Annotated in this window: 18 protein-coding genes; 14 read left to right on the forward strand and 4 right to left on the reverse strand. The window is 35.9% G+C overall.

Features of this window, described 5'->3' with window-relative positions; translation table 11 throughout:
• Positions 1-490 precede the first annotated feature (490 nt).
• The gene (locus JCM15579_RS13290; RefSeq protein ID WP_054720919.1) at positions 491-1180 is read right to left on the reverse strand and encodes a hypothetical protein; all 690 of its coding nucleotides are present in this window, start codon (positions 1178-1180) and stop codon (positions 491-493) included.
• Positions 1181-1527: 347 nt separating this feature from the next.
• Here JCM15579_RS13290 and JCM15579_RS13295 point away from each other — a divergent pair, with 347 nt between their 5' ends.
• The 5 genes from JCM15579_RS13295 to JCM15579_RS13315 all read left to right on the forward strand — a co-directional run bounded on the left by JCM15579_RS13295 (position 1528) and on the right by JCM15579_RS13315 (position 9991).
• Entirely contained in the window at positions 1528-2079 is a 552-nt protein-coding gene (locus JCM15579_RS13295; protein WP_054720921.1) for an RNA polymerase sigma-70 factor, read from the forward strand.
• Between the two features lie 354 nt (positions 2080-2433).
• Complete coding sequence (locus tag JCM15579_RS13300; protein WP_054720923.1) at positions 2434-3585, forward strand: FecR family protein; 1152 nt, start codon at positions 2434-2436, stop codon at positions 3583-3585.
• Positions 3586-3707: 122 nt separating this feature from the next.
• Positions 3708-7211: a SusC/RagA family TonB-linked outer membrane protein gene (locus tag JCM15579_RS13305; RefSeq protein ID WP_054720925.1), complete on the forward strand. Its 3504-nt coding sequence runs from the start codon at positions 3708-3710 to the stop codon at positions 7209-7211.
• Positions 7212-7268: 57 nt separating this feature from the next.
• Positions 7269-8642: a RagB/SusD family nutrient uptake outer membrane protein gene (locus JCM15579_RS13310; RefSeq protein WP_083464682.1), complete on the forward strand. Its 1374-nt coding sequence runs from the start codon at positions 7269-7271 to the stop codon at positions 8640-8642.
• A gap of 140 nt (positions 8643-8782) precedes the next feature.
• Complete coding sequence (locus JCM15579_RS13315) at positions 8783-9991, forward strand: thioredoxin family protein (RefSeq protein ID WP_157471475.1); 1209 nt, start codon at positions 8783-8785, stop codon at positions 9989-9991.
• A 291-nt stretch (positions 9992-10282) separates the two neighbouring features.
• On the opposite strand, the gene JCM15579_RS13320 is transcribed toward JCM15579_RS13315, so the two are convergent.
• The 3 genes from JCM15579_RS13320 to JCM15579_RS20285 form a co-directional block, all read right to left on the reverse strand.
• The gene (locus JCM15579_RS13320; protein ID WP_054720931.1) at positions 10283-10672 is read right to left on the reverse strand and encodes a hypothetical protein; all 390 of its coding nucleotides are present in this window, start codon (positions 10670-10672) and stop codon (positions 10283-10285) included.
• A gap of 197 nt (positions 10673-10869) precedes the next feature.
• Positions 10870-11268 (reverse strand): rhodanese-like domain-containing protein, encoded by a 399-nt coding sequence (locus JCM15579_RS13325; protein ID WP_083464683.1) that lies wholly within the window; start codon positions 11266-11268, stop codon positions 10870-10872.
• Positions 11211-11369 carry a hypothetical protein gene (locus JCM15579_RS20285; RefSeq protein ID WP_157471476.1) on the reverse strand — a complete coding sequence of 53 codons (159 nt, stop codon included), beginning with the start codon at positions 11367-11369 and terminating at the stop codon, positions 11211-11213. Before JCM15579_RS20285 ends, JCM15579_RS13325 begins: the two co-directional genes overlap by 58 nt.
• A 188-nt stretch (positions 11370-11557) precedes the next feature.
• Here JCM15579_RS20285 and JCM15579_RS13330 point away from each other — a divergent pair, with 188 nt between their 5' ends.
• From JCM15579_RS13330 to JCM15579_RS13370, 9 genes are all read left to right on the forward strand, one after another.
• Entirely contained in the window at positions 11558-12115 is a 558-nt protein-coding gene (locus tag JCM15579_RS13330) for an RNA polymerase sigma factor (protein WP_054720935.1), read from the forward strand.
• A gap of 243 nt (positions 12116-12358) precedes the next feature.
• A complete protein-coding gene (locus JCM15579_RS13335) occupies positions 12359-13546 on the forward strand; it encodes a FecR family protein (protein ID WP_054720936.1) in 1188 nt (395 codons plus the stop codon).
• Between the two features lie 301 nt (positions 13547-13847).
• Positions 13848-17474 carry a SusC/RagA family TonB-linked outer membrane protein gene (locus JCM15579_RS13340; RefSeq protein ID WP_054720938.1) on the forward strand — a complete coding sequence of 1209 codons (3627 nt, stop codon included), beginning with the start codon at positions 13848-13850 and terminating at the stop codon, positions 17472-17474.
• Between the two features lie 14 nt (positions 17475-17488).
• Complete coding sequence (locus JCM15579_RS13345; RefSeq protein WP_054720940.1) at positions 17489-19024, forward strand: RagB/SusD family nutrient uptake outer membrane protein; 1536 nt, start codon at positions 17489-17491, stop codon at positions 19022-19024.
• A 195-nt stretch (positions 19025-19219) separates the two neighbouring features.
• Positions 19220-20359, forward strand: coding sequence for a TlpA disulfide reductase family protein (locus JCM15579_RS13350; RefSeq protein ID WP_054720942.1), 1140 nt, complete (start codon positions 19220-19222; stop codon positions 20357-20359).
• Between the two features lie 10 nt (positions 20360-20369).
• Complete coding sequence (locus tag JCM15579_RS13355) at positions 20370-20915, forward strand: DUF4369 domain-containing protein (protein ID WP_172677433.1); 546 nt, start codon at positions 20370-20372, stop codon at positions 20913-20915.
• Positions 20855-21565 (forward strand): TlpA family protein disulfide reductase, encoded by a 711-nt coding sequence (locus JCM15579_RS13360; RefSeq protein WP_172677434.1) that lies wholly within the window; start codon positions 20855-20857, stop codon positions 21563-21565. The genes JCM15579_RS13355 and JCM15579_RS13360 overlap by 61 nt, the downstream gene beginning before the upstream one ends.
• Positions 21566-21771: 206 nt before the next feature.
• Complete coding sequence (locus JCM15579_RS13365) at positions 21772-22983, forward strand: thioredoxin family protein (protein ID WP_054720949.1); 1212 nt, start codon at positions 21772-21774, stop codon at positions 22981-22983.
• 211 nt (positions 22984-23194) lie between these two features.
• On the forward strand, positions 23195-24775 hold the full coding sequence (locus tag JCM15579_RS13370) for a DUF4369 domain-containing protein (RefSeq protein ID WP_054720952.1): 1581 nt from the start codon (positions 23195-23197) through the stop codon (positions 24773-24775).
• Positions 24776-24796 lie beyond the last annotated feature (21 nt).

Genomic DNA, 24796 nt, shown 5'->3' on the forward strand with positions numbered 1-24796 from the left:
TTATTCAGTAATGCCGTCAAAAAACGAACACTCCTAACGGTGTTTATTGAATTATTTTAAAGGAGCAGGTGCCTAAAGTACTTGTTCCTTTTTTTAATAGATACTATAAATTGTTTTTCCTTATGACTTTGAAGAGTTAATACTAAGAAAAATACAGTTTATAAAAGGAGGAGATTTAATCCATTGGAAGCAAATTAAAATTTACAAGATTACTCAAACATTTGCCACTGACAGAGAAAATGGAAAAGCTGACGGACAGGGAAATTTCCCAATTGAATAAGAATTATTACCAATGGTATTGTTCAGATTGCCAATTGGCTAGCACTTATTGCCTCGGGAAGTTGTCAAATTGCCAATTGGCTGCCAATTGTTGCCTGAGGAATGCATCAGACTGCCAATTAAATGGTACAAGTTGCCAGTGGGATACAAAAAAGTCCCGATGGGAGGGTGTTAGCTGCCTCGGGACTAATAAAATTAAGGGTTTCAGGATTTAATCGTTTAAGTATTTTTCTCTACGTTCTTCATTTTTCCAAAAAACATAACGACCATACTCACGAATTCGACTTACTCTCTCAACAAGAAGAGAGTAGGCTTTATCGCGTAATACTTTATTGGCACTACTTTCATCTTTGGAACCATTTGAAGCAGCCAATAATTCCGACATATTATGAGAGGTTGTTCTGGCAGTTTGTAAACTTGCCACATCAAAACCAATATTGGTTAATTCATTAGAGTTTTTCTCACCTAAAACTGCCAGCTCAACCAAATCTTGAATCATATCGGAGTGTCCACCACCTTCGCGTATTCTCATGACCTTCTTTTTAAGATCAGGAGTATTGCGAAAAGCGAAACTAAAATGATGCAGCAACTCATCTCTCAAGTTATAAGCAGCTGGAGATTGTTCCAACCATTCTTTTTGTGCTTCTTGTCGGGCACGGTATTCGCTCATCCATTGTGCCTGGCAAAACCGTAAAGCACCAGCCAAAGGATTCAGATCGTCAATTAAAGTAACATCCAATCCTGCTTTTTGCAGAACTTCTTTGTCTTTCACAGCTTCAATGGCTAAAGTTTCTGCGTTAGCAGCAAATTCATCAATGGGTTGATTTGGCAATTTAACCTCATTGTTAGGGTAATTCTCAATTTGTTCTTTCCATGCATCAAAATCAGTTTGATAATCCATGATTAAATAAATTTTTAGTTTATTTTTGGAGCGAGCCCATCGGCCTCCTCTTGCAAGTGCGACGGCCAAGTTTTACCTGTTTGATGACCAGCCGGTGGGTTGTCTTCTCCAAAATTTCCACCCAAGTTAAATAAATGTTATGACAATTCCACCTGTCAAATGTGTCAAGTTTTTTAAACTCAGCTAATTTAACTTTGTTTAACAGTTGATAGGATAAGTAATTACTCATAATGATTATTGAAATGTAGTTTGTTGAGATGTACTTGTGGAATTGTCTTTATTGCTAATGGGATTTCAAAAAGCTACCAATTTGTATTTCCAATATCTATTTCTATTTTTGACTTTTAATGGAAAATCAATTACTGTTAAAACAATTGTCACAAGGGAATCGGGTAGTTTTCAAAAAGATTTTTGAGGAATACTATCGTCCTCTATGTGGATTTTCCAGAAATTTTATTCCCGATGCAGAAGTATGTGATGATTTGGTTCAGGAATCTTTTTTAGGATTATGGAACAAGCGCAGCGATATAGAAAGTTATACTGCCATTAAAAGTTACTTGTATTCATCGGTTCGCAATGCCTGTTTAAATTACCTTCGTCATCAAGATGTAAAACAAAAATCGCAGGAGGATATCAAAGCTTTATCATCCGATTGGTATGCCGAAGAATCCATTGTTGAAGAAGAGGTACACTCTCAAATCTATGAAGCCATAAAAGAACTCTCTCCTCAATCTCGTAAGATTATTCTGATGACTATGAATGGTTTGACAAACCCTGAGATGGCTGAGGAATTAAATGTTTCCGTGAACACGGTAAAAACATTGAAAAAACGAGCTTATGAATTTCTGCGTGGGAAATTAAAGGGAATTCATTGGGTACTGTTGTTGCTATTAGCATAGCAGATATTTATCAGTGGGTATCTGCAAGCTTTACGGCTTAAGCCAGCTCTGTAGGTCTCGAGGATAAGGATAAAAAGTATAAAGTATAAAGTATAAAGTTGCGGAAGTAGATATGAGTTCCGAACTTTACATACTCATTACTCATTACTCATTACTCATTACTCATTACTCATTACTCATTACTCATTACTCATGATCCTTTCTGACGGTTAGACTGTTTGGCTTTTCTAGACTTTTCTCAACTTTTAATCCTTTCCAGACTTTTTGACTTTCTTTTTTTAAATTGAGAAAAAAAAATGATACTGTCACCCACTTTTTACTCATCCGTTTCTTAGTAACAAACCAAGAAAGAATATGCATATTTCAGAGAATAATATATCAGATTTAATTGTTCGTCATTTAAAAGGCCAATTGAATGCAGAACAAGAAAAGGAACTGCAAGACTGGCTGCAAGATTCAGGCAAGCAAGAGCTTTTCGATAGCATTGTTTCGAAAGAAAGAATCCTAAAGAAAAGTTTTGCATACGATGAATTTAATCAGGAAGCTGCCTGGAACAAATTAGAGAAACAAATCAAGTCGAGTCTGGATTATAAGAAATGGCTGGCTTATGCTGCAGTTCTATTGATTCCTATGGCAATTGGATTCTTGTTGCTACACAAAACTCCGGAATATGAAGTTGGTTTGGCCGATGTGCAGAAAATTGAGCCGGGAAGCAGTAATGCAGTCATCTATTTTTCGAATGGAGAGGTGGTCGACTTATCGAAGGATACTTCAGGAGTGATTCGATCGAAGGAGAATCTTTTGGTAGAGCGAGATAGCAATCAGTTAAAAATTAATGATGAGGAATTGCTGGCTGGTGAAGCTTATAAAATGAACCGTATTGTGACTCCCATAGGAGGAGAATTTCAAGTGAATTTACCCGATGGAACCAAAGTATGGATGAATGCAGATTCTTATTTGGAATTTCCTTCGAAATTTTCTGGTAAGGAAAGAAAGGTAATTGCTAAAGGGGAGTTGTATTTTGATGTAAAGAGCAATAAGGATTGGCCTTTTGTTGTAGAGACCAATGGAATGGAATTGAAAGTATTGGGAACAGAATTTAATGTGCGAGCTTACGATGATGAGGCCGAAATTCTATCAACTTTGGTTGAGGGAAGTGTGAAAGTGAACAACACCAGGGGAGAGCAGATTTTATTAAGCCCAGGGCATCAAGCCGTAATTGATAAAGGTACAAATTCGTTAAAGAGTGTAGTGGCAAATATCGAGGAGGTTACAGCCTGGAAGAACGGTCAGTTTATTTTTGATAGTCGAAGATTGGAAAACATCATGTACGATTTGGCTCGTTGGTATGATATCAAAGTATTTTTTGCCAACTCAACTGTAAAGGACAAGATCTTTTCGGTTGACGTTCAGAGATACGGACAGATTGAAGATGTTCTTTCGCTGATTGAAGGAACTGGCGATGCCAAGTTTACGATAAAAGGAAAGGTGATCACGGTAGAATAGCAGAGACGCAAGGCTTTGCGTCCTGATAAAATAAAATAAAAAAAGGGGATGCGCTAACATCCCCAATTAATTAAATCAAGCGCAGTGCGAATGCGCTAAATAGTAACTAACAACCCAAATTTATGAAAAAAAATCATGATTTCGGGCATTGCTTGAGTAATGCCTGGAGAAAAACCTTAAGGGTTATGAAATTAACAGCCATTTTATTCTTTCTGGCAATATTTACCGTTTCGGCAGAAGGATATAGTCAAGGAACAAGGGTTTCCATGAAAATGGAAGATGCGAGTTTAAAAGAAGTCTTCAGAGAACTAAAATCTCTCTCAGACTATACTTTTGTGTATAGCGAAGGTATGGTGGCAGATGTAAAGATTGACGAAATCAATTTAAAGGATGTAAGTGTAGAGGATGCCTTGACATCTTGCTTGGAAGGAACTGATTTGGAATACTACATAGAGAATAATGTTGTGGTAATTCGCAAAAAAGCTCCTGTGTACGAGCAACCTGTTGAGCAGGAAAAGAAGGAAATCAAAGGAAAGGTAACCGACGATCAAGGTGTGCCTCTTCCCGGAGTATCTGTCGTAATTAAAGGAACTTCAGTTGGTGTTGCTACAGATATTGATGGAAATTATGTGTTGGAAATTGACAGCAATAACGCAGTATTGGTATTCTCATTTGTGGGAATGCTACCACAAGAGATTGCCTATAAAGGCCAACCTGTTCAAAATGTAAGCCTGACAGCTGATACAGAACAAATGGCTGAGGTGGTTGTAACCGGTTACCAATCTATTTCAAGAGAAAGAGCTTCAGGTGCATTCGAAAAGGTAGATTCAGAGGTTTTGGATCAAAAATCAACTTTAAATGTGGTAGATAAGCTGGAAGGACAGGCTGCAGGTGTATTATTTGACAGTGATGGAAATATTACTATCCGAGGAATTAGTACAATGAAAGGAAACAGCAAACCTTTATATGTTGTTGATGGATTTCCTATCGAGGGAGATTTGGAAACCTTAAATCCTAACGACGTTGAAAGTATGACTGTTTTGAAAGATGCAGCTGCAGCATCAATTTGGGGTGCTCGTGCTGCCAATGGTGTTATTGTAATTGTTTCGAAAAAACATGCGAAGAAAGGAAAACCAATTGTTGAGTTTTCTTCAACTTTATCCATTGCTGATCATCCTGATTTATACGAGTTGCCATTTGCTTCTACTGAGAAGTTTTTAGAGGTGGAGAAATTTCTTGCCGACAATGGATGGCAAAATTTACCATCGGGTGCAAATCAATATCCGATTACCCAGGGTATGGATGCCTTTTTAAAACTAAATGATGGACAAATCGATCAAGCTGAAGCAGATGCTATCATTAATCAGTTTAAAAAAGTTGATGTAAGAGACGAATTTGCAGATCTGTTTTTAAGAAAATCTGTTCGTCAACAATACAATATTGCAATTAGTGGAGCCAGTGATAATAGTGACTATCGTCTCTCATTGAGTTACGATGATAACAAATCATCTTCTAAGGAGAATCAAAATGATCGTTTGATTGCGAATTTAAAAATCAATACCAAAATTACTGATCGCATCAATGTGAATGCTGGAATTTCTACTACACTTAGAAATCAGTATAACAACGGAATTGGAATCCAAAGTATTCTTGGAGTTCCACAATATCAAACCATATTAGATGCTGACGGGAACTACATTCCGCAGCCACAATCTTACTATCAACCAACAAAGGAAAGTTTGGTTGAACAAGGTTATCCTTACAATTGGGATTACAACTTGTATCAGGAATTTCAGAATAAAGACAATACCATAAAGAACACGGATATTCGTATGAATGTTGGTGTTAATGTGAAGCTTGTTGATGGACTTGATTTTGAAGGAAGATATCAGTATGAGTGGGGAAATAAGGAAGGTGAAAGTTTGTATAATGAAGAGACTTATACGGTTCGAAGTCGTGTAAATACATTCACCTATATTGAAGATGGAAAGATCATCAGCAATTTCCCCAAAGGTCATATTTTCAATCAGTCTTTTGCAAAGTATAGAACTTTTACTACCAGAGGGCAATTGAATTTTAATCGTGCATTTGATGATAACAAGCATCAGTTAAATGCTCTTGCAGGTATGGAGGTCAGAAAATATGAAAGTGAAAGTTCTTCTTACAGTAAATATGGGTATGATCCTCAAAGTTTGCAGTATATCAGTGTAAATCACAATGAGAGATATACAACAGCTATCAGTGGACAAAAAAGAAATATTGGGGACAATACTTCCTTTGGTCATTTGGAAGACCGTTTTGTGTCTTATTACGGGAATATGGCCTATACCTACAACGATAAATATACCTTAACGGCAAGTGCACGTTTGGATGATTCGAACCTATTTGGTGCAGATTCTAAATATCGTAACGTTCCGCTTTGGTCAACGGGTTTGAACTGGCAGATGCATAAAGAAGATTTTATAAATCTGGACTTTGTGAATCGATTGAATCTTAGATTAACCTATGGTACCAATGGTAATGTTGATAAAAATACAAGTCCGTATTTAATTGCTGAAGTTACCAAGGATTACAGGGATCAGCATCAATATGCCTATTTGAAGAATCCGAAAAATCCGAATCTTCGATGGGAGAAAACTGCAGTGGTAAACGTCGGGGTTGATTACTCATTGTTTTCGAATAGACTATCCGGATCGATAGAGTATTATTCTAAAAACAGTACCGACTTATTGGGTAATGTATCATTAAACTCTACTTATGGTTTCTCCAGTGCCCTGATGAATTTCGCTGAAATGACCAATAAGGGGATTGATGCAAGTGTGAACGTAGGTGTTTTAAACAAAGGAGTGAAATGGAACAGTATTCTGAATTTCAGTTACAATAAGAACCGAGTTGAAAAGGTTGAAATGCCTGATGAAACCGTGTCAAGTTATATTGGAGGAGTAGCCAGGGTAGGAAAACCATTGCATTACATGTATAGTTATCGTTGGGCAGGATTATCGAATGAAGGATTGCCTCAAATTTACAATGAAAAGGGTGAAATTATTGATCATGAAACCCAGTTGGAAGATCCTAAAGCCTTAAAATATGAAGGAAACCTGATTCCGAAGTTTTATGGTAGTTGGTCAAATGTGATTCGTTATAAAGGTTTTTCATTAAGTACATTGTTTACCTATAAGTTTGGTCACAAGTTTAGAGTGCCTACCATTAACTATTCAGACTTAAACACTTCTTTGAGTAGGAATTACGTGCATGAGGACTATGTAAAAAGATGGCAAAAACCAGGAGACGAGGCTCATACAGATATTCCTGTTCTGCCAACAGATTTTAGTCAAATAGGTAGTTACTTTGGAAGTTATAGCAGATTATCAGACAATAGAGTAGAAAGTGCTTCACACATTAGATTCAAAGAAGTGATTTTAAACTATGATTTGCCTAAGAAGTTTGTAGAGCCTTTGAAATTAAGAGCTCTGAATGTGGGCGTACAGGTAAGAAATTTAGGTGTTCTAACATTTAATGATTCTGGCTTGGATCCTGAATATGTACCTCGTGTTAGGAATAATCAAACTTTATCAGGTATACCTTTAAAGCCTGAATATACCTTTAGCTTGAAAGCAACATTTTAACTGATTTAAATTGATAATCAAGAGATCAATATAATCGATCTTTTAAAATAGAAAAAAATGAGAACATACATATATATAGTCGCATTACTGATGCTATTTACGTCATGTGATGATTGGTTGGATATCAAACCCAAAGGGAAAATTATACCTCAAAAAGTAGAGGATTATCGATTACTGATGGATCAAGCCTATTCGCGAGGAGAATCTGTTGGTGTTGTTGAGAGTTACGGAGGAGATTTGTTTTTGAGTGATGATGTTGTAATTACCGATGATCGATTCGAAAGTAAATATGGTGAGAGCACAAGAAATGCATACACTTTTGAGGATCATATCTATCTGGAAGAGCAGGAAGATCCTGATTGGTCAACAATTTACAATCAGATTTACATGTGCAATATTGTTATTGCCGAAGTAAAATCCGCAACAGGAGGCGAGGACGAAAAGAACCAATTGTATGCAGAGGCAATTGTACACAGAGCTTTTGCCTACTTAAATCTGGTAAATTTATATGGAAAGCACTATAATCCATCTACTGCCGCAACCGATTTAGGAGTTCCCTTGCTTATTGAACCTGTTATTGAAGGAAGTTTGGAGCGATCTACAGTAAAGGAAGTATATGATTTAATTTTAAGCGACTTAGATGCAGTGTATAATGATTTGCCTAATGTTCAGGAGCAATCTTATCGTCCTTCAAAGGCTTCGGCCAGTGCACTTTTGGCGAGAACATACTTGTTGATGGGTGATTTTAACAAAGCACTTTCGAATGCGGATGAATCTTTATCATACTATAATTTCATGTATAACTACAATGAATTGCCAAAGAATGCTTGGTATGCAAATATGATTGATTTACCGAATAACTACGAAAACAAAGAACAAATTTTGTGGAAAGAACCACAAAATTCGTATGAATTGATCTATCCAAGTCAACAATTGAAAGCTGTATATGATTTGGACAATGATTTAAGATTTACAGGTATGTTCGAAACGGAGTGGTTCCCTCCTTATGCCGACAAGATATATTTGCAAGAGTATTTGGTAGGAAGAACGTGTGGATTATCTGTACCTGAAATGATATTGACCAGAGCTGAATGTAATGCAAGAAATGGAAATATTAGTGATGCAATGTCGGATGTGAATTTGATTCGTCAAAACAGAATTAAGACAGAAGCTTATACTGAACTAATAGCTACGGATGCTGCAGATGCTCTACAAAAAGTAAAGCAGGAGAGAAGAAGAGAGCTTGCCTTTAAGGGATCAAGATGGTTTGACATTAAGCGTTACAATGCATATGATGATGCAAATATTTCCATCGATCACAGTGTAGCGGGAGAGTCGCATATTTTATCGCCGGGAGATAATAAGTGGGCTCAGCCAATAGCAAGAAAGTACATCTTAAAGAATCCTGAAATAGAACAAAACCCTCGTTAGTAGGTAACCATAGTAGCCCCGATTAATTTCGGGGCTAATTCTCTACACCCTACCAGCCTAAGAAAATTTTGACTTTAATTAAGAATAAATGAGTTGAGTTCATTTGTCTCGGAATTCTTGTAATAAATTATTTAATGGTAATGAAAAAGGTTTTAGTACTTATAGTAGCTACATTTATCTGTAGTGGCTTGTTTGCTCAAGGCATTGAGTTTGAACATGGAACTTTTAAAGAAGCTTTGGCAAAAGCAAAAAAAGAAAATAAGTTGGTTTTTATGGACTGCTATACCAGTTGGTGTGGTCCGTGCAAGTATTTGGCAAAAGACATTTTTCCACAAAAGGAAGTTGGAGATTACTTCAATAAGAATTTTGTGAATGTAAAAATGGATATGGAAAAAGGAGAGGGGATTGCCTTAAACAAGAAATATGGTATAACTTCTTATCCTAGCTTGCTATTTATCGATGCCCACGGTAAGGTAGTTCACAAGTTAGTTGGAGGGATGCCGGCTGAAGATTTAATCAAAGGCGCAAAGGCAGCTTTGAACCCGGAATTGCGTATTGGAACCCTTCGAACCAAGTACCAGAGCGGGAACCGAGATTTGGAATTTTTAATGACTTATCTGAATGCAGTAAAAGCCCTGTATGACAAGGAAACAATGTCCATTGTTGCTAAAGAAATCATCAATAGAACCTCTTTGGAAAAATACTTAAATAAAGAACAGTTCTATGTGATTTCATCTGCTAAATTTCCGTACGGCTCAAAAGAATTCAACTGCTTATTGGCGAATAAGGACAAGCTAAAAGAAATTACTGAGCCATATGAATATGCAACATTATTTGGTTCTGCTTATTATGCGCATTTGGAACAGTATGCCAAAGAGTGTAAAAGCTTAAAAGAACTGAATGATGAAACCGATAGATGTCATAGGGAATTTCCAAATGATAATTTAGAGCATACAAAGAAAAGTTTAAAGTATACCTATTACATAGCAAACAATCAATTGCAAACATGGTACGATCTTAAAATCAAGGAGGCAGAAGCATCAAAAGGCAATAAAGGAAATGTTTTTACTTATTACAACATATGTGATGAGATTTTAAGAACGGAAAAACTGGCCGCCCAAAAAGAAATAGTAGATGATTTTATCAAGATTGCTCAAACATTTGCCGCTGACAGAGAAAATGGAATCATCATGGGAAATATGATGTTGGCAAAACTTTATCTGCACAAGAAGGATAAGGAGAAAGCTGCGAGCGCTTTTGATATTTTCATCATCGAAAATGGCAAAGCTGGTGGTAACAATACACATCCTTCTGTTACCCGTTTAAAGGAAGCAATTGACAAATTGTAATAATAAGGGCTTTTATCTGTGTTATCGGTTACTTATGAATTATTAAATTTTACTCGAAATCATTCTGAGGAACTAGATGAAATAGATATGTTGATTAGTAAATGGAGCAGCCACATTTGGGAGTGGCTGCTTTTTTTGTGCACCAATAGATTATGCAACTTTACACGTAAGCCATTTGCGCTTATCCCAGCGAATAGTTAAAAAGAAGGCATAAAAAAAGGAAAGACCTCTCTGTGGTAGATCTTTCCTTTTTAATTCAAACACAAAATGATTTATTGTCAATTCAATTGCCTATTTTTTTTGAGGCTTTTGTGTTTTTACTGAATCCACTTTGTGGGTTTTATGAATTTTCTTCAAACTATCAATCGAGATGTAATTGATTCCAGTAGAATCTACAATGATACGAATACCGGTTGTTTTCGAACTTACAATGGTATCGGTACTTGCACCCAGAATTAACTTACTGCCATCTGATAGAATCAGTGTAGCTTGTTTCTTTCCAGGTTTAATTTTTTCTTCCTTATTTGCCAGCACATTTTTGCTTATTGGCATACAAAAGGCTAATAGAATAAATACAACAGCAAGTCTTTTAATACTTGTTTTGCTGCTTTTTCTAGCTTTCTCATTGTTGCCTTTAAAACCCATTGCACTTTTTGGTGCGGCAATCTCTCTCTTCTTCATTTTTCCCCCTTAGCGATTAAGCTGATTATTTATTTTTAATAATTACAATACAATAACAGTCGATTGTTAGAAATGGGTGAACGAAAAGAAGAATTTATTTGTTAAAAAACCTTTAATTTTATTTTTTGAAAGTAGATTGCCTTATTTAAGTAACAATTTGATAGTTGTTTATTGTGGTTTACACATGAACAAGAAAATTATTTCATGGATGAATATTTGTACTCATTTCCATCCGTATCTACCAAAGGAAGCCTTTTGTTTTTCCACGCTGCCAATCCACCTTGCAATTCGTATACATTGTTAAAGCCCAATTTTACCAAAGCGTTAACAGCAGCAGGACTTCGAAGTTCTTTACCGCAGTATACCATGATTTGATGATCGCGGTGTAAATTTTGAAGTGCTTCTTTGAAATAGCTGAAATCGTAAATTAATTTGGCTCCCTTAATTCTGGGTTCCGAAATGTATACTTCTCTTGGACGGATGTCGTAAATTTTAGCACTATCGCAAGTTTGTATCAATCGATAAAATTCTTCTGCATCTACTCTAAACCTGTGATATCGCGGTACTGTGCGAATGCTTCCGGACTTTCCGCTGATTGTTTACTTTCAGCAACTTCAGAATTGGAGTTATTTTGATTTTTATTGTTGCTACAAGAGTAAAAAACAATACTAAGAATTATAATTTGGATGATTCTCATTTTACTTTTGCTTGGATTAGATTTTTGTTTGAGTTGTAGATATTTTCTGTATTCAAAGATATAACTTCTGATTATCTTAATATCTCAGGTTGCGTAATTTTAAGAGTTTCCTTGTATACAAATCCATTTCCTTCTTCAAAAAAAACTTCTATTTTTGCTTGCATTAACCCACTATTCTAAATAACCACATGCCTGAGTCAAAATACATTTTGGATGAACTGTTGCGTAGCGGAAGTCGTAAAGCGTACGAGGCATTCTTTAAACATTACTACCAGGATCTGTTCTTGTGGGCCAATAGCATACTAAAGGATAGTGAGGCTGCAGAGGATGTGGTTCAGGATTTTTTTATCAGTTTTTGGGAAAAGAAACGATACAAATCCGTCACTTCAAACTTACAATCATACATCTATCGTGCCGTTAAAAATTCGTGCTTGAATTATTTGCAACGCGAAAAGAAATTGATTCACGACATAGAGCATTTAGAGGAAAAAGAATCAGCTCCCAAAGCCAATGAGCAAAGTATAGAGAATTCTCAGCAAATTTATTCTGCTATTAATGAACTTCCTGAAAAGTGCAGAGAGGTGTTTATGCTTTGCTGTGTAAGTGGATATACTTATAACGAGGCAGCCGAGGAATTGAATGTATCAATGAATACCGTCAGAACTCATATGGTTCGTGCATTTAAGATGTTGCGCGAAAAACTAAAATCTCCGCATTTGTTCTACATGCTTTTCTTTCATAAATAGCAGTTAGCTTCAAACCACAAGCTTTCAAGTTCCCAAGATTGTTTCAATTCTTCAATACTCTTTTGACTTGTTCTAGACTTTTTCAGGACTTCATTATACCTTCCATAAACTTAGAATATTGTATCTTTTCAGTAAAGACTTTTTCAAAAAAAGTGAAAAAAATGAAAAAGCTTTCACATCATTTCAAAACTGCTTTGTCCTAAGGTTGTATACATGATATCTATAGATTGAAAAAAATTACAAATGGAAGAAAGAATTATTGATATTATTTCCAGATCAATTGGAGGGCAGCCAGTTACCAGCGAAGAGAATAAGGAGCTGGAAGCATGGTTGAGCAATAATGGAAATAAACGATTCTACCAAGGTTTAAGGCAATTTTCATCCGAAGCCAAAAAGTCATTAATGGCCCGTGAAGCAAATGTGGACAGAGCTTTTGAGAAGCATCTTGGCAAAATGAGAGAAACTCGAAAAGAGTTACGCATAAAAACTTTCAGAAAAGTACTGCCTTATGCTGCATCCATTTTATTGATGATTGGCTTGTTTTCGGTGATGATGTACCTGGGACATGAAGAGGCTGGTATTTCTAAAGAGGAACAATGGTTAACAGCCATGGAGCCAGGTTCGAATAAAGCTGAGCTGGTTTTAGCCGATGGTAAAGTTCTGGACTTGGATGCTGACCGTAAAAAGAGTACAATCAAGGAGAATGATGGAACTGTGATCAATAATACAGGTACAGGTTTGGTTTACGATGCCAGCAACAAGGCAAACGAGTTAATAAGTTACAACAGCTTGGTGGTGCCTCGTGGGGGAGAGTTTCAGTTGGAACTGGAAGATGGAACCAAGGTATGGGTGAATTCGGAAACCAGATTGAGATATCCAACCAAGTTTCCGAATGGAGAGAGAGTGGTGTTGTTAGAAGGAGAAGCATATTTTGAGGTAAGCAAAGACAAGAATCGACCATTTATCGTGAAAACGCAAGGAATTGATGTGAGAGTTTTGGGAACTCAATTCAATATCTCTTCTTATGCTGATGATAAAGCGATTCAAACCACTTTGGTTGAAGGTAGCGTGGCAGTAATGGACAGTAAAAACCCAGGTACGAACCTTATACTAGACCCAGGGTATCAGGCTGTATTCTCTAAAGGGGATAGGGAATTGGAAAACAAAAAAGTGAATGTGGATTTATATACATCATGGAAAGATGGAAAGTTTGTATTCGAGCAATCCAGCTTGTATGACATTATGAACAAGGTTTCTCGTTGGTACGATGTGAAAGTATTCTACCAAAATAATACAGCTGGAGATATCAACTTTACAGGAACTTTAAAACGATACGAAAGTCTGGATCGATTATTAGGAATGTTGGAGAAAACCAATGAAGTGAAGTTTTTCTTCAAGGACAATACCATAATCGTTCAGAAACAATACTAAATCAATTAGGAATTACGAATTAACAATGACGAATAAAGTAGGATGTTTTCGAACTTATACCAACCAGAAAGTCTCCCTTTTAGGGGAGATTTAGAGGGGTGTTTAGAAGGAAAATAATTACAATTAAACCAAAATGATGAATTGCTAGTGGCTAATGACTAGTTACTAACAAAACCCAATATATATGAAACAAAAAACGGGTTTGCTACCAACAAACCCGAAATGATAATAATTACCGTATTCATCAGTGAATGGAATCAATAGATGAATACATATGTGTAACTGTAATCCTTACAAATTTATGAAAAATTCATTTGGAATCACCTCCTTTTTTGAGAAAAGAAGGTGGAAGAAAACTTTAATGCGTATGAAGTTGCTTACGATGTTGATGCTGGTTGGTGTTTTACAACTATCGGCAAATGTGAAAGGGCAGAATGCGATGGTAAACATGAGTATGCATAATGCTAACTTAATCGAGTTCTTTTCGGAGATCGCTGATCAGACCGATTATGAATTTCTTTACAATTATGATTTGGTTCTCAGCAAAAAAACGGTAAGTCTTGAAGTGAATCATGAAGATTTAAAAGAATTATTGGAAGATGTTTTGCATGAGCGCGATCTGGATTACCAGCTAGACGATAATGTAATCATTATTTCAGAAAGAAAATTTGTTGCTCCAGTAGTTGAAACTACTCCTGTTGATCAAGAAAAAACAGTAAAAGGAAAGGTAACTGATGAAACCGGAGCAGCACTTCCTGGTGTATCAATTTTAGTAAAGGGAACATCAATTGGAACCGCAACAGATGTAGACGGAAATTACACCTTAAGATTGGAAGAAGGTCAGAAAACTTTGGTGTTTTCTTTTATTGGAATGGTTTCACAGGAAATTGCCTTTACAGGTCAGGAGGTGGTAAATGTTACTCTTTTTGCTGATACGGAACAAATGGCTGAAGTAGTTGTTACAGGATATCAAACCATTGCTAAAGAAAGGGCAACAGGATCTTACGATAAAGTTGATAAAGTTCAGATCAATAAACCTAGTTCAAGTGTTGCAGATCGACTGGTCGGTACAGTTGTAGGTCTACATAAGAGATTAGGAACACAGTATGACGATGAAGGTGGGCTCCAGATTAGAGGTGTAACAAGTTTAGGTGCGAATTCAAGTCCACTTATTGTTGTTGATGGTTTCGCTATCGAGGGAGACTTGGAGTCAATTAATCCAAATGATATTGAAAGTGTAACAGTGTTAAAGGATGCAGCAGCAGCTTCAATTTGGGGTGCTCGTTCGGCAAATGGTGTTATCGTAATCACTACTAAGAAAGCCAAGAAAGGAGATGTAAAAGTAGAAGTTTCATCATGGGTAAAGTTCGAGTCTAAAATGGATTTGGATTATGCAAATCCACTGGCCTCGAGTGCTGAAGTGGTGGAGTATGAAAAGATGGGATTTAATACAGGTTTTTTTGGAGGCAGCTCGAAGCCAATTGAAAATGATTTTAATCAAGTATTGGACTCATATAATACGGATCAGTATTATTCATCAGCAGTGATTGCAATGAATGAAAACCGCTTAGGATTCTTATCTGATGCAGATATGAATGCTACATTAGCGAAGTTGAAGAGTCAAAACAACAAGAAGCAAATAAAAGATAATTTGTTGGCTTCACCATTTACTCAGCAGCATAATGTTATCATTTCTGGTGGTTCTGAAAATCTTTCCAACACTCTTTCTTTATTGTTCGAAAGTGGTAATGATTATTTCAAAGGAAATGACAGAAAGAAGTACAATATTAACTATAGAAATAAAGTGAAGTTAGCTGATTGGTTGGATTTCAACTTTTCAGGAATGTTTCAATATAATGATAGAAATAATAATGGTGTAAGTTTGAGTGATATTCAGGCAATGTCACCATATGATATGTTATTGAATGAGGATGGTTCTTATGCAGATGTTCAACGTGGTTTGTATATGCCATTAATTAATCGATTTGTAAAGGATACTGGTTCAGAATTTCCTTATGAAAACTGGGGATACAATCCCATTCAAGAGAGAAGAAATAGAGATAAAAACTTCAAGTCTATTAACTCTAGAGTTCAGGCTGGATTAAAAGTGAAACTTTTAGAAGGATTGACATTTGATACAAAGTTTCAGTATGAGATTTTTAAGAATGATTCCAAGAGTATCTATTCTGAAGATTCTTACGAGGTAAGATACAATGTAAACAAAGCTACTGCCTGGACAATTGGAAATCCTGCTACAGTAGATCCTAATTTACCTAAGGGTTCAATAGTTGACGAAAGTACTTCAGAGACAAAAGCGTATAATATTCGAAACCAGATCAATTTTGCTCGTACTTATAAACAGCATGCCATCAATTTTATTGCAGGTACTGAAATTACCAAAAGAACAATTGATGGGACAACTTATGGCAGAAAATATGGTTTCAACGAAAAGAGATTGACATATACTTCATGGCCTCATGGTTCTTCGGATCCAATGAATCCATTGAAGGATATGCTAGGGCAAACACTAAGAGATATGCCATTTGCAGAGAATCGTATTAGTGATGGTATTGACAAGTATTTTTCAGTTTATGGGAATTTAGCCTATACCTACAATGATAAGTATACCCTTTCTGGAAGTTACAGAACAGATGCTTCAAATTTAATTTCTTCAGATCCAAAGTCGCGTTATTCTCCATTCTGGTCAATCGGAGCAGGTTGGCAATTGAGTAAAGAAGATTTTATGAAAGATTTAGATTTTGTTGATCGTTTGACACTTCGTGCAACTTATGGTTTTAATGGTAATGTAAACAAAGAAACATCAGTTGATCCGTTAATTTCGTACTGGGGGTATAACTCATACACAGGGACTGCAATGGGTATTATCTCAAACTATGGAAATCCATCTTTAAGTTGGGAAAAGACAGGAACTTTCGATTTAGGCTTTGACTTTAGCTTATTTAGAGGAAGACTGTTTGGGAAAATTGATGTCTACAACAAGAAAGGAGAGGATCTAATTTCTATGGTTTCTATTCCAGCTGTTAATGGTGACGATTCTCAATCTATTAATGCGGTAGAGATGTATAACCGTGGTATTGAGATTAGTGTTGGAACTAAATTGCCAATCAAAGGCAATCAAATAATATGGACAGGTAACTTAAACTTTGCCTACAATAAGAACAAGATAACCTCATTGTACAAAGATGATGCGACGCTTAATTACAGAATGTACGGAAATGGTTCTGGTTGGGAATTTGTAGAAGGATATAATGCCCACACAGTGTGGGGAATGAAATATGGAGGAATGCATAATTTTGGTACTGCAGAAAATCCTGATATGAGACCATCAATTGTTTCAAGAGATGGAAAAAAGTATGTTGACTTTTCAGGCTATGGACCAACATCTTTTGTGAATAAAGATTTTGTTACGAATGAAGGAACATATAACCCACCAGTAACAATGGGATTCACTAACCATTTCAAGATTCATGATTTTGATTTGTCTTTTATTATGACTGGGTATTTTGGACACATTTTCAGAAGAACCTCATTTAATTATCCTAGTATGAGTGCTGGAAAGGGAAATATCAATGAGTTTTATAAAGAAGTTATAAATGGAGATCCAAATGAGATTGTACCAGTACCTGCAGAAGGTTCATCTAATTATAGAAGATATGGGTATTATGTTGGAATTTTGGATTATTTAACTGTAAATGCTGATAACATTAGAATTGAGGAAATAAACCTTACTTATAATATGCCTAAAAAGATGTTGAATAAAATAGGTTTAAAAGGATTAAGCCTTTATGCACAGGCCAATAATGTTGGGGTTATCACATTTAATAAATACAACCAGGATCCTGTTTACCCTAAAGGATCAATTAAACCTGGGGTAAGCTATACGTTCGGATGTAAGTTTAATTTCTAAAACAAAGTTGAATTATGAAGCTATTTAAAAATATTATACTGGGATCACTTCTTATTTCATCTTTTGCGATGACTGGTTGTGATGATTTTTTGGAAGAAAGACCATCTAAATCACAAGGTGTTGTGCCTGAAACTGTTGAAGATTTAGAATTAATTTTAGCAGGAGCTTACCGAGAAGATGAGATTTCTCATTACTTAATGTTTTCATCAGATGATGTAGAGCCAAATGTGAACCTTTATAAGGGAATGAAAACCTTGTATCCTATACAGGATATTCATGCTGCTACCTGGGAAAGACAAGTTTCTGCAGTTAATTACAAAGATTATTTCTGGTTATACAGATATCAGAATATTTTTAGATCGAATATGGTCTTAAATATACTACCGAATGCAGATGCAACGGACTCTGAAAAGTCTAGGTTGGAAGCTCAGGCTAAATTTAAAAGAGCATATAATTATTTCTCATTGGTTAATTTATATGCCTTGCCTTATAGTAGTGCCAATTTAAATGAACCTGGTGTTCCTTTAAAAAAATCAACAGCTTTTGATGAGTCTGTAAAAAGAGCTACCATTGGAGAGGTGTTTGAGATGATTGAGCAAGATGTAACGGATGCTTTAAAATTAGATGTGGCTTTAACAGATGCGATTGGTTTTAATAGTCCTAGTCGAGTAACGACTCCTGCAGTGAATGCCTTTGCAGCAAGGTTCTATTTGGTAAAACACGACTATGCCAAAGCGTTGGAATATGCAGAGGAGGCTTTGAGTGGTTATGGGATTGAAAACATAAAGGACTTGAACAGTTTTGGATATTCGTGGAACTCTCCTGAACCAAGAAGTATTACAATCGACGGTGTAGTAGTGGATTATGAATTGAATTATCCTGCTACTTATCAAAATTGGGATCCAAATTCTTGGAGTGAGGAATATTTTAATTCTACAGTAGGTTCAGGTTTTGGAGGTGCAACCACATGGAGATTTCCAAGCCAATCTTTGATGGATGTATATGACAAGGATGGTAGTAAGGATAAAGATTTGCGATGGAAATATTTCTATGTAGAGCATTATTCCTACAAGGTAGGTTCTACATATGATTATCCAGCTTTCATGCATGATACATATTCCACTTATGGAGGAACAAATGTCCCAGAAATGTTATTGATTAAAGCGGAATGTCAGGCTCGTCAAGGACAATGGCAGGAAGCTATAAATACGGTTAATGTTTTAAGGGAAAAAAGAATTGACCCTACTGGTGACGTTAACTTGGTAGCTAGTTCTCAAGATGAAGCAATCGGTAAAATATTGGATGAAAGAAGAAGAGAAATGCCTATTGTTATTAGATGGTATGATCTAAGAAGGTTGAATAACAATGACTATTCTGGTGATGATGTAGTTGTTTCAAAAACTTTCTATCCATATAGTGATTTGAATATTTTGGATGATCAGCCGATTAAAACTTATACTTTGGAAAAGAATGACAGAAGATATGCTGCCCCTATTCCTGAAAGTGAAGTTATCTCTAGTAATGGAGTGATTGAGCAAAATACCTATTAATATTTTATTTGCGTACGGTATATTACCGTGCGCAATTTTAACTCTTTTAGTTGGTAGTTATACTTATCAACAAAATACCCATCCTCGCACATTTTTAATAACAACTCTCTTCATGCCTTAATGCATGAGCCGGAATGATACACTCTTAATCGAATTAAAATTAATCGGTACATCTGTACCTTAAAATACTATATAATGAGAATATTGGTTGCATTAGTACTTGTTACTACATTGTTTTCTTGTGGCGAAAAAAATCAGTTCGTATTGCATGGACACATCAAAGGAGTAAAGAACGACAAGATTGTTTTGGGAACCTATGACAGAGGTGTTGGATCTGTTCAGGGAATTGATACAGTAAATGTTGTGGATGGTAGATTTACCATTGAAAAACCCTCTTTGAAAGTTGGGACTTATATCCTGCAGTTGTTAGATGCTAAGATTAGCCTAGGCGTAATTCTTGAAAATGGAAACCTTAATTTGGAAGCAGATCGTAAAGATGACCACAGAGGGTATATTCAGAAAGTTTCATTAAAAGGAGCTCAAAACCAAGAGCTGGTCAATCAGTTTCATGACATGAAGAGTGAACTACTGAAACAGGAGAAATATGCAAACTGCAGAAATGTGGCAGAAAAACTTAAGCGTGCCAAAGATCATGATGAGTACGTGGAATTAAATGAAGAGCTTAGTCGACTTGCTCCTCATTTAGAAGAGGAGGTGAAAACCGCCCAATTGGAACTTGTTCAGAAAAACAAGGACAAGTATTTTGTGACTCAAGTATTTCCTTTTTTGAAAAGTATAGCTTCTATTGAGCAAATAAAGGAGCTTTATGCACAACTTCCTGAGTCTTTCCAAAAGAACAGGAATGTCCTTGATATTATGGAGGATGTAAAAGCCAAAGAGAGAATACAACCTGGAAAAGTTGCTCCGGATTTTACCTTGAAAACACCTGAAGGAAAAGAGATCAGCCTTTCTGATCTGAAAGGTAAGGTAGTATTAGTTGACTTTTGGGCTTCCTGGTGTAAGCCTTGTCGTGCCTCTTTCCTTCACATGAAGGAATTGTATCAGAAATACCAAAAGAAAGGGTTTGAGATTTTAGGAGTAACCAATGACAGCAACCACAAAGCCTGGAAAAAGGCAATCAAAGATGATGAGCTTCCATGGGTAAATGTGGCGGATGAGTTTCCTGTGAATTATAGTCCTGCAAGGGTAATTAGTGAATATGGGATGGATTATTTGCCATCAACCGTATTGATCGATAGAGAGGGAGTCATTATTGCCAAATTACTACATGGTGATGAGCTAGATAAAAAGTTGAAAGAGATTTTTGGATTTTAATTAAATGACAATGAGATCAATTCTAATAATACTAATAACCTCAGTGATGATGAGCTGTGGAGCAGAAAAACATGATGGTTATGTGCTCTCAGGAGAAATAAAGGGAATAGCTGATGGGAAAATTGTTTTGAGTTATTACGACAGGGGACAAAAAAAATCTGTAACCTTCGAGACAGCCATCATTAAGAAGGGGGAATTTGAATTGAAAGGGAAAATGGACTATCCTCAGGAATTGAATGTTATGATTACCCCGGGCAATGCAAGTTTTTCACTATGGATGGAAAATGCTCAAATCACTGTGAAAGGTGATATGAAAAAAGCAAGAGCAGACCAATGGGGAGGAAAAACATTACCGGTTGAAATTGAAGGAGGGAAAATAGAGTTGGAAAGGCAGGTTTATGAAGCTTTGTTGCAGCCCATTCGAGAAGAACAGAAACCTTATGCATTGGATTATAATGAAGCAAACATGGCCTATATAAAAGGAATGAAGCGAAATTGCCCGAAGAGGAATTATTGGTGCTTAAAAGCAAAGCTCAATTGGCTTACGATGCATTAAAGCCATTTTCATCGAGAATGAATGCGGTGAATCGGAAATATATGGAGGATCATCAGAATTCATTTGTAACAGCCAACATTTTAATATGGTCAATGTCGCATATGAAACCTGAAGAAGCCCAAGCAAAATATGATTTGTTTTCTGATGAGATTAAGAATAGCATTTTGGGAAAAGAGATCAAATCAGAAATTGAAAAAAATCTATCTGGTACGCCTGGCAATATGGCTGCAGGTTTTCGCAAGCTGGATATCAATGACAAGGAGATTGGTTTGGAAGAATTCAAAGGTCAGTATGTGTTGCTTGATTTTTGGGCATCTTGGTGTGGTCCATGCCGTAAAGGAAATCCACATCTGATTTCACTGTATAATAAATATCATCGAAAAGGAGTTGAATTTATTGGTGTTGCCAGCGATGACCATAATATTCCAGCTTGGCACAAAGCGGTTAAAAAAGATCAAATTGGAATCTGGCGTCATATTTTAAGCGGAACCAAAGAAACGGGAAATGATATTGGTGACTTGTACGCAATTCATACCTTACCTACAAAAATTTTAATTGATCCGGAAGGTAAAATCATCGGTCGATTTGGCGCTGATGGTGATAGTGATGAAGCAATGGATAAAATGTTTCAGAATATATTTGGTGAGTAAAATCGGATTTGTTTTATGATTTGGGACTGAATGCTGGCAGTGAAAACTGCTGGCATTTTTTATGCCGTTGATTAAACGATTCTGATTACAGAACGTTAATTAAGGTTAAAAATTCAATCCTCCATTCACACGTTTTACCTTTTGGCATGTCCTAAGAGTATAAATTGAAAATTAATATTGGTAATTACCACAAAAATTAACTCAAAATGAAGAAGTTATTAGGAGTAATGCTAGCTGTATTTATGACCAGTAGCATTTTTGCTCAAGGAATTGAATTCGAGCACGGAACTTTTGCTGAAGCTTTGGCAAAAGCAAAGAAAGAAAACAAAATGGTTTTCATGGATTGTTACACAACTTGGTGTGGTCCATGTAAAATGTTGGCAAAGAATATTTTTCCTCAGAAAGAGGTAGGAGATTATTTTAATGCACATTTTGTAAATGTTAAAATGGACATGGAAAAAGGAGAAGGTATTGAACTTCAAAAGAAATATGGAGTAAAAGCATACCCAACTCTTTTGTTTATGGATGCAAATGGTAAAGTTCTGCATACCAAAGTTGGTGGATCAGATGCTGCTGGTTTAATCGAAGAGGCAAAGATTGCAGGTGATCCTTCAAGACAAATTGGAGCATTAGAGAAAAAATATGCTAAAGGCAATCGTGAACCTAAATTTGTTGCACAGTATATAAAGGCCTTGTATTCGGCTTACAAGCAAGATGAGATGCGAGCTGTTGGGAAAGATTTTATTACAAATTGTCCGAAAGAAAAACTAGCTAATGTTGATGCCTTTACTGTAATTGGCTATTCGGAGGCATTGGAATTTGGAAGTGAAGCTTACAAATACATTATTGCAAATCACGACAAACTTATTGCTATTGAGGGAATTGGTCAGGAAGATTATGATGGTGTTGTTGGAGCTGCAGTGAACAAATATGTATCAGGTATTGCTACAACAGGAACAATTGAAGAATTAAAATCTGCAATTGAAGCAACTAAGAAAGACTTCACAACTCCTCAACAAAAAATGATGGAAGACAATTGGTATTCTACCTACTATTTGGCGCACAAAGAGTATGATACATGGTTTAACAAAAAGATCTCCTCGGCGAAGGAAAGCTTGAAAACAGACAAGAGAATGGGATCTGGTATTTTAATTAATACCACTTACCGAATTGCTATGGATCCTGCATTTGAAGGTTCTGGTCTTTATGGAAAAGCAATTACAGCAGTAGAAGATTACCTGAAAGAGGATAGTGAAATGTTAGCAGGTTACTATTGCTTGGCAAGTTTGTATAAGAAATCAAATAACAAAGAGAAAGCATTGGAAAACATCAATGCATTTATTTCTAAAAATGCAGAAAAAGGTGGTAAGAACGACAAGCGTGTAATGGCATTAAAAGAAGAAATCGAAAAAATGTAATTAGTCAATAATTTATTGATTATATTTAACAACTTAATGTGTGGTTTGACAATTCTTTATAGGAAGTCAAACCACTTTACCCAATCAAAAAAACAAATTTATAAACTGATCTGATGAAACGAGCATGATTAAAATAATTATTAAATACATACAACAATGATTATTTTGATCTTGTGGCTTACATCCGACAAAAAAACGAAACTCTAAACGGATGAAATTTAAATTAAACCTACTAGTTGTCCTGGCTGCTATGCTGGGTGTTTTTGCATGTAATAACGCAAAAGAAGAAAAATCAGGAATGACTTTATCTGGAACTATTGTTGGTGTTACCGATGGTACAAAACTGGAACTTGCACATTATACTGAGGGGGGAATGCAAAAAGATACTGCCATTATCAAAGAAGGTAAGTTTGAAATCAAAGGAGATTACCCAATTCCAACCTTGTGTTACTTTGCAATTGCAGAAACAAATAATTATGCACAAATCTATGTGGAAAATGCTCCAATTACCGTTACTGCCGATGTTAAGGATTTTGCTAACATGAAAGTTACAGGTAGTAAAGAGCATGATACTTATGCAATTTATCAGAAGGAAAGCAACCTGATCCGTGAAAAATACAAGGATATTATGGCTCAGCTTTATAAGCCTGGTAACACTAAAGAGCAAGCTGATGAATTAATGAAGAAATTAGAGCCTCAGCAAAAAGAAATGGAAGCCTTAAATGAGAAGTTCATTAAGGAATATCCAGCCTCTGCTCATGCTGCTAGCCTTGTAGTAAGAGAACTTTCTGGTAAGAATTATAAGGAAGCTCAGAAAATGGTTGCTGCAATGGATACTCAACTTCAGAAGAATCCTACGATTGTGAGTACCCTTGCAGAAATGGCTAAAAAAAGTGAGCAAGACGTTACCATTGATGAGTTAATGGCCAATGTAAAGAATGTTTCTTACAAAGTTGATACAAAATATGCAGGTAAGGAATTAAAAGATATTATTTACCTGGGAGCATTTAAGAATGGAAATCTATGTGCTTTAAAGAAAGATGGAACAGTTCAGGTAATTAATGCCAAGGGAGAAGTTGCTAAGGAGTTTAAAGCCAATTTAAGCGGTCAGGCTTCGGCTTTAGCTGTTGATGGAGATGATAACATTTATTTGTTATGTAGCATTCAGGAAGAAGTAGAGAAAAAAGTTAGAGGTAGAAAAATAAAAAGGATGATGCCTAAAGCAGTTGAGTGTGTAGTTCTTGATGGAAATGGAAAAGAAATGAAAAAATACATGCTTAATGATGTAATTACTGCTACTGGAGCAAGAGTTGTTGATAACAATTTGGTTGTTGCAGACTACAGAAACGCTAAATTGGCAATGTTTAATAAGGAAACAGGAGCAGCTGGAGCTGTAATGAAAGATATGCGTCCATGTTGTGGAATTCTGGATTTTAACGTAAATGCTAAAAAAGAGATCTTGGTTGCTAATCTTGGAGCATTCCGTGTTCAAGGTTTTGATTTTACAGGAAAGAAAATTCTTTCGTTTGGACAAAGAGGAAAAACAGTGAATGATTTCCACGGTTGTTGTAATCCTGTTAGTGTAACAAGTTTATCTAATGGTGCTATCGTTACTGTAGAAAAAGATCCAACTCGTATCAAAATCTATAGCAAAGAAGGAGCAAAACAAATTGCGGGTATCGAAGAATTGGTGAAAGGATGTTCATACATTCCAATGATCGTTGATGGTAAGGATAATCTTTATCTTGCTTCAGCTGAAAAGGGAATTGTTAAGTGTGTATCAGTGAATTAAAAATTGATAAGAAAATTTAAA

Source organism: Marinifilum fragile JCM 15579, from assembly GCF_001310955.1.
Taxonomy (GTDB): Bacteria; Bacteroidota; Bacteroidia; order Bacteroidales; family Marinifilaceae; genus Marinifilum; species Marinifilum fragile.

What these genes read in the sequence shown, in the direction of transcription:
- JCM15579_RS13330 (WP_054720935.1), top strand. Translation starts at nt 11,558, where the DNA reads ATGCCTGAGTCAAAATACATTTTGGATGAACTGTTGCGTAGCGGAAGT.
- JCM15579_RS13320 (WP_054720931.1), bottom strand. Translation starts at nt 10,672, where the DNA reads ATGAAGAAGAGAGAGATTGCCGCACCAAAAAGTGCAATGGGTTTTAAA.
- JCM15579_RS13305 (WP_054720925.1), top strand. Translation starts at nt 3,708, where the DNA reads ATGAAAAAAAATCATGATTTCGGGCATTGCTTGAGTAATGCCTGGAGA.
- JCM15579_RS13340 (WP_054720938.1), top strand. Translation starts at nt 13,848, where the DNA reads ATGAAAAATTCATTTGGAATCACCTCCTTTTTTGAGAAAAGAAGGTGG.
- JCM15579_RS13345 (WP_054720940.1), top strand. Translation starts at nt 17,489, where the DNA reads ATGAAGCTATTTAAAAATATTATACTGGGATCACTTCTTATTTCATCT.
- JCM15579_RS13300 (WP_054720923.1), top strand. Translation starts at nt 2,434, where the DNA reads ATGCATATTTCAGAGAATAATATATCAGATTTAATTGTTCGTCATTTA.
- JCM15579_RS13335 (WP_054720936.1), top strand. Translation starts at nt 12,359, where the DNA reads ATGGAAGAAAGAATTATTGATATTATTTCCAGATCAATTGGAGGGCAG.
- JCM15579_RS13315 (WP_157471475.1), top strand. Translation starts at nt 8,783, where the DNA reads ATGAAAAAGGTTTTAGTACTTATAGTAGCTACATTTATCTGTAGTGGC.
- JCM15579_RS13295 (WP_054720921.1), top strand. Translation starts at nt 1,528, where the DNA reads ATGGAAAATCAATTACTGTTAAAACAATTGTCACAAGGGAATCGGGTA.
- JCM15579_RS20285 (WP_157471476.1), bottom strand. Translation starts at nt 11,369, where the DNA reads ATGAGAATCATCCAAATTATAATTCTTAGTATTGTTTTTTACTCTTGT.
- JCM15579_RS13355 (WP_172677433.1), top strand. Translation starts at nt 20,370, where the DNA reads ATGAGATCAATTCTAATAATACTAATAACCTCAGTGATGATGAGCTGT.
- JCM15579_RS13290 (WP_054720919.1), bottom strand. Translation starts at nt 1,180, where the DNA reads ATGGATTATCAAACTGATTTTGATGCATGGAAAGAACAAATTGAGAAT.
- JCM15579_RS13370 (WP_054720952.1), top strand. Translation starts at nt 23,195, where the DNA reads ATGAAATTTAAATTAAACCTACTAGTTGTCCTGGCTGCTATGCTGGGT.
- JCM15579_RS13365 (WP_054720949.1), top strand. Translation starts at nt 21,772, where the DNA reads ATGAAGAAGTTATTAGGAGTAATGCTAGCTGTATTTATGACCAGTAGC.
- JCM15579_RS13310 (WP_083464682.1), top strand. Translation starts at nt 7,269, where the DNA reads ATGAGAACATACATATATATAGTCGCATTACTGATGCTATTTACGTCA.
- JCM15579_RS13350 (WP_054720942.1), top strand. Translation starts at nt 19,220, where the DNA reads ATGAGAATATTGGTTGCATTAGTACTTGTTACTACATTGTTTTCTTGT.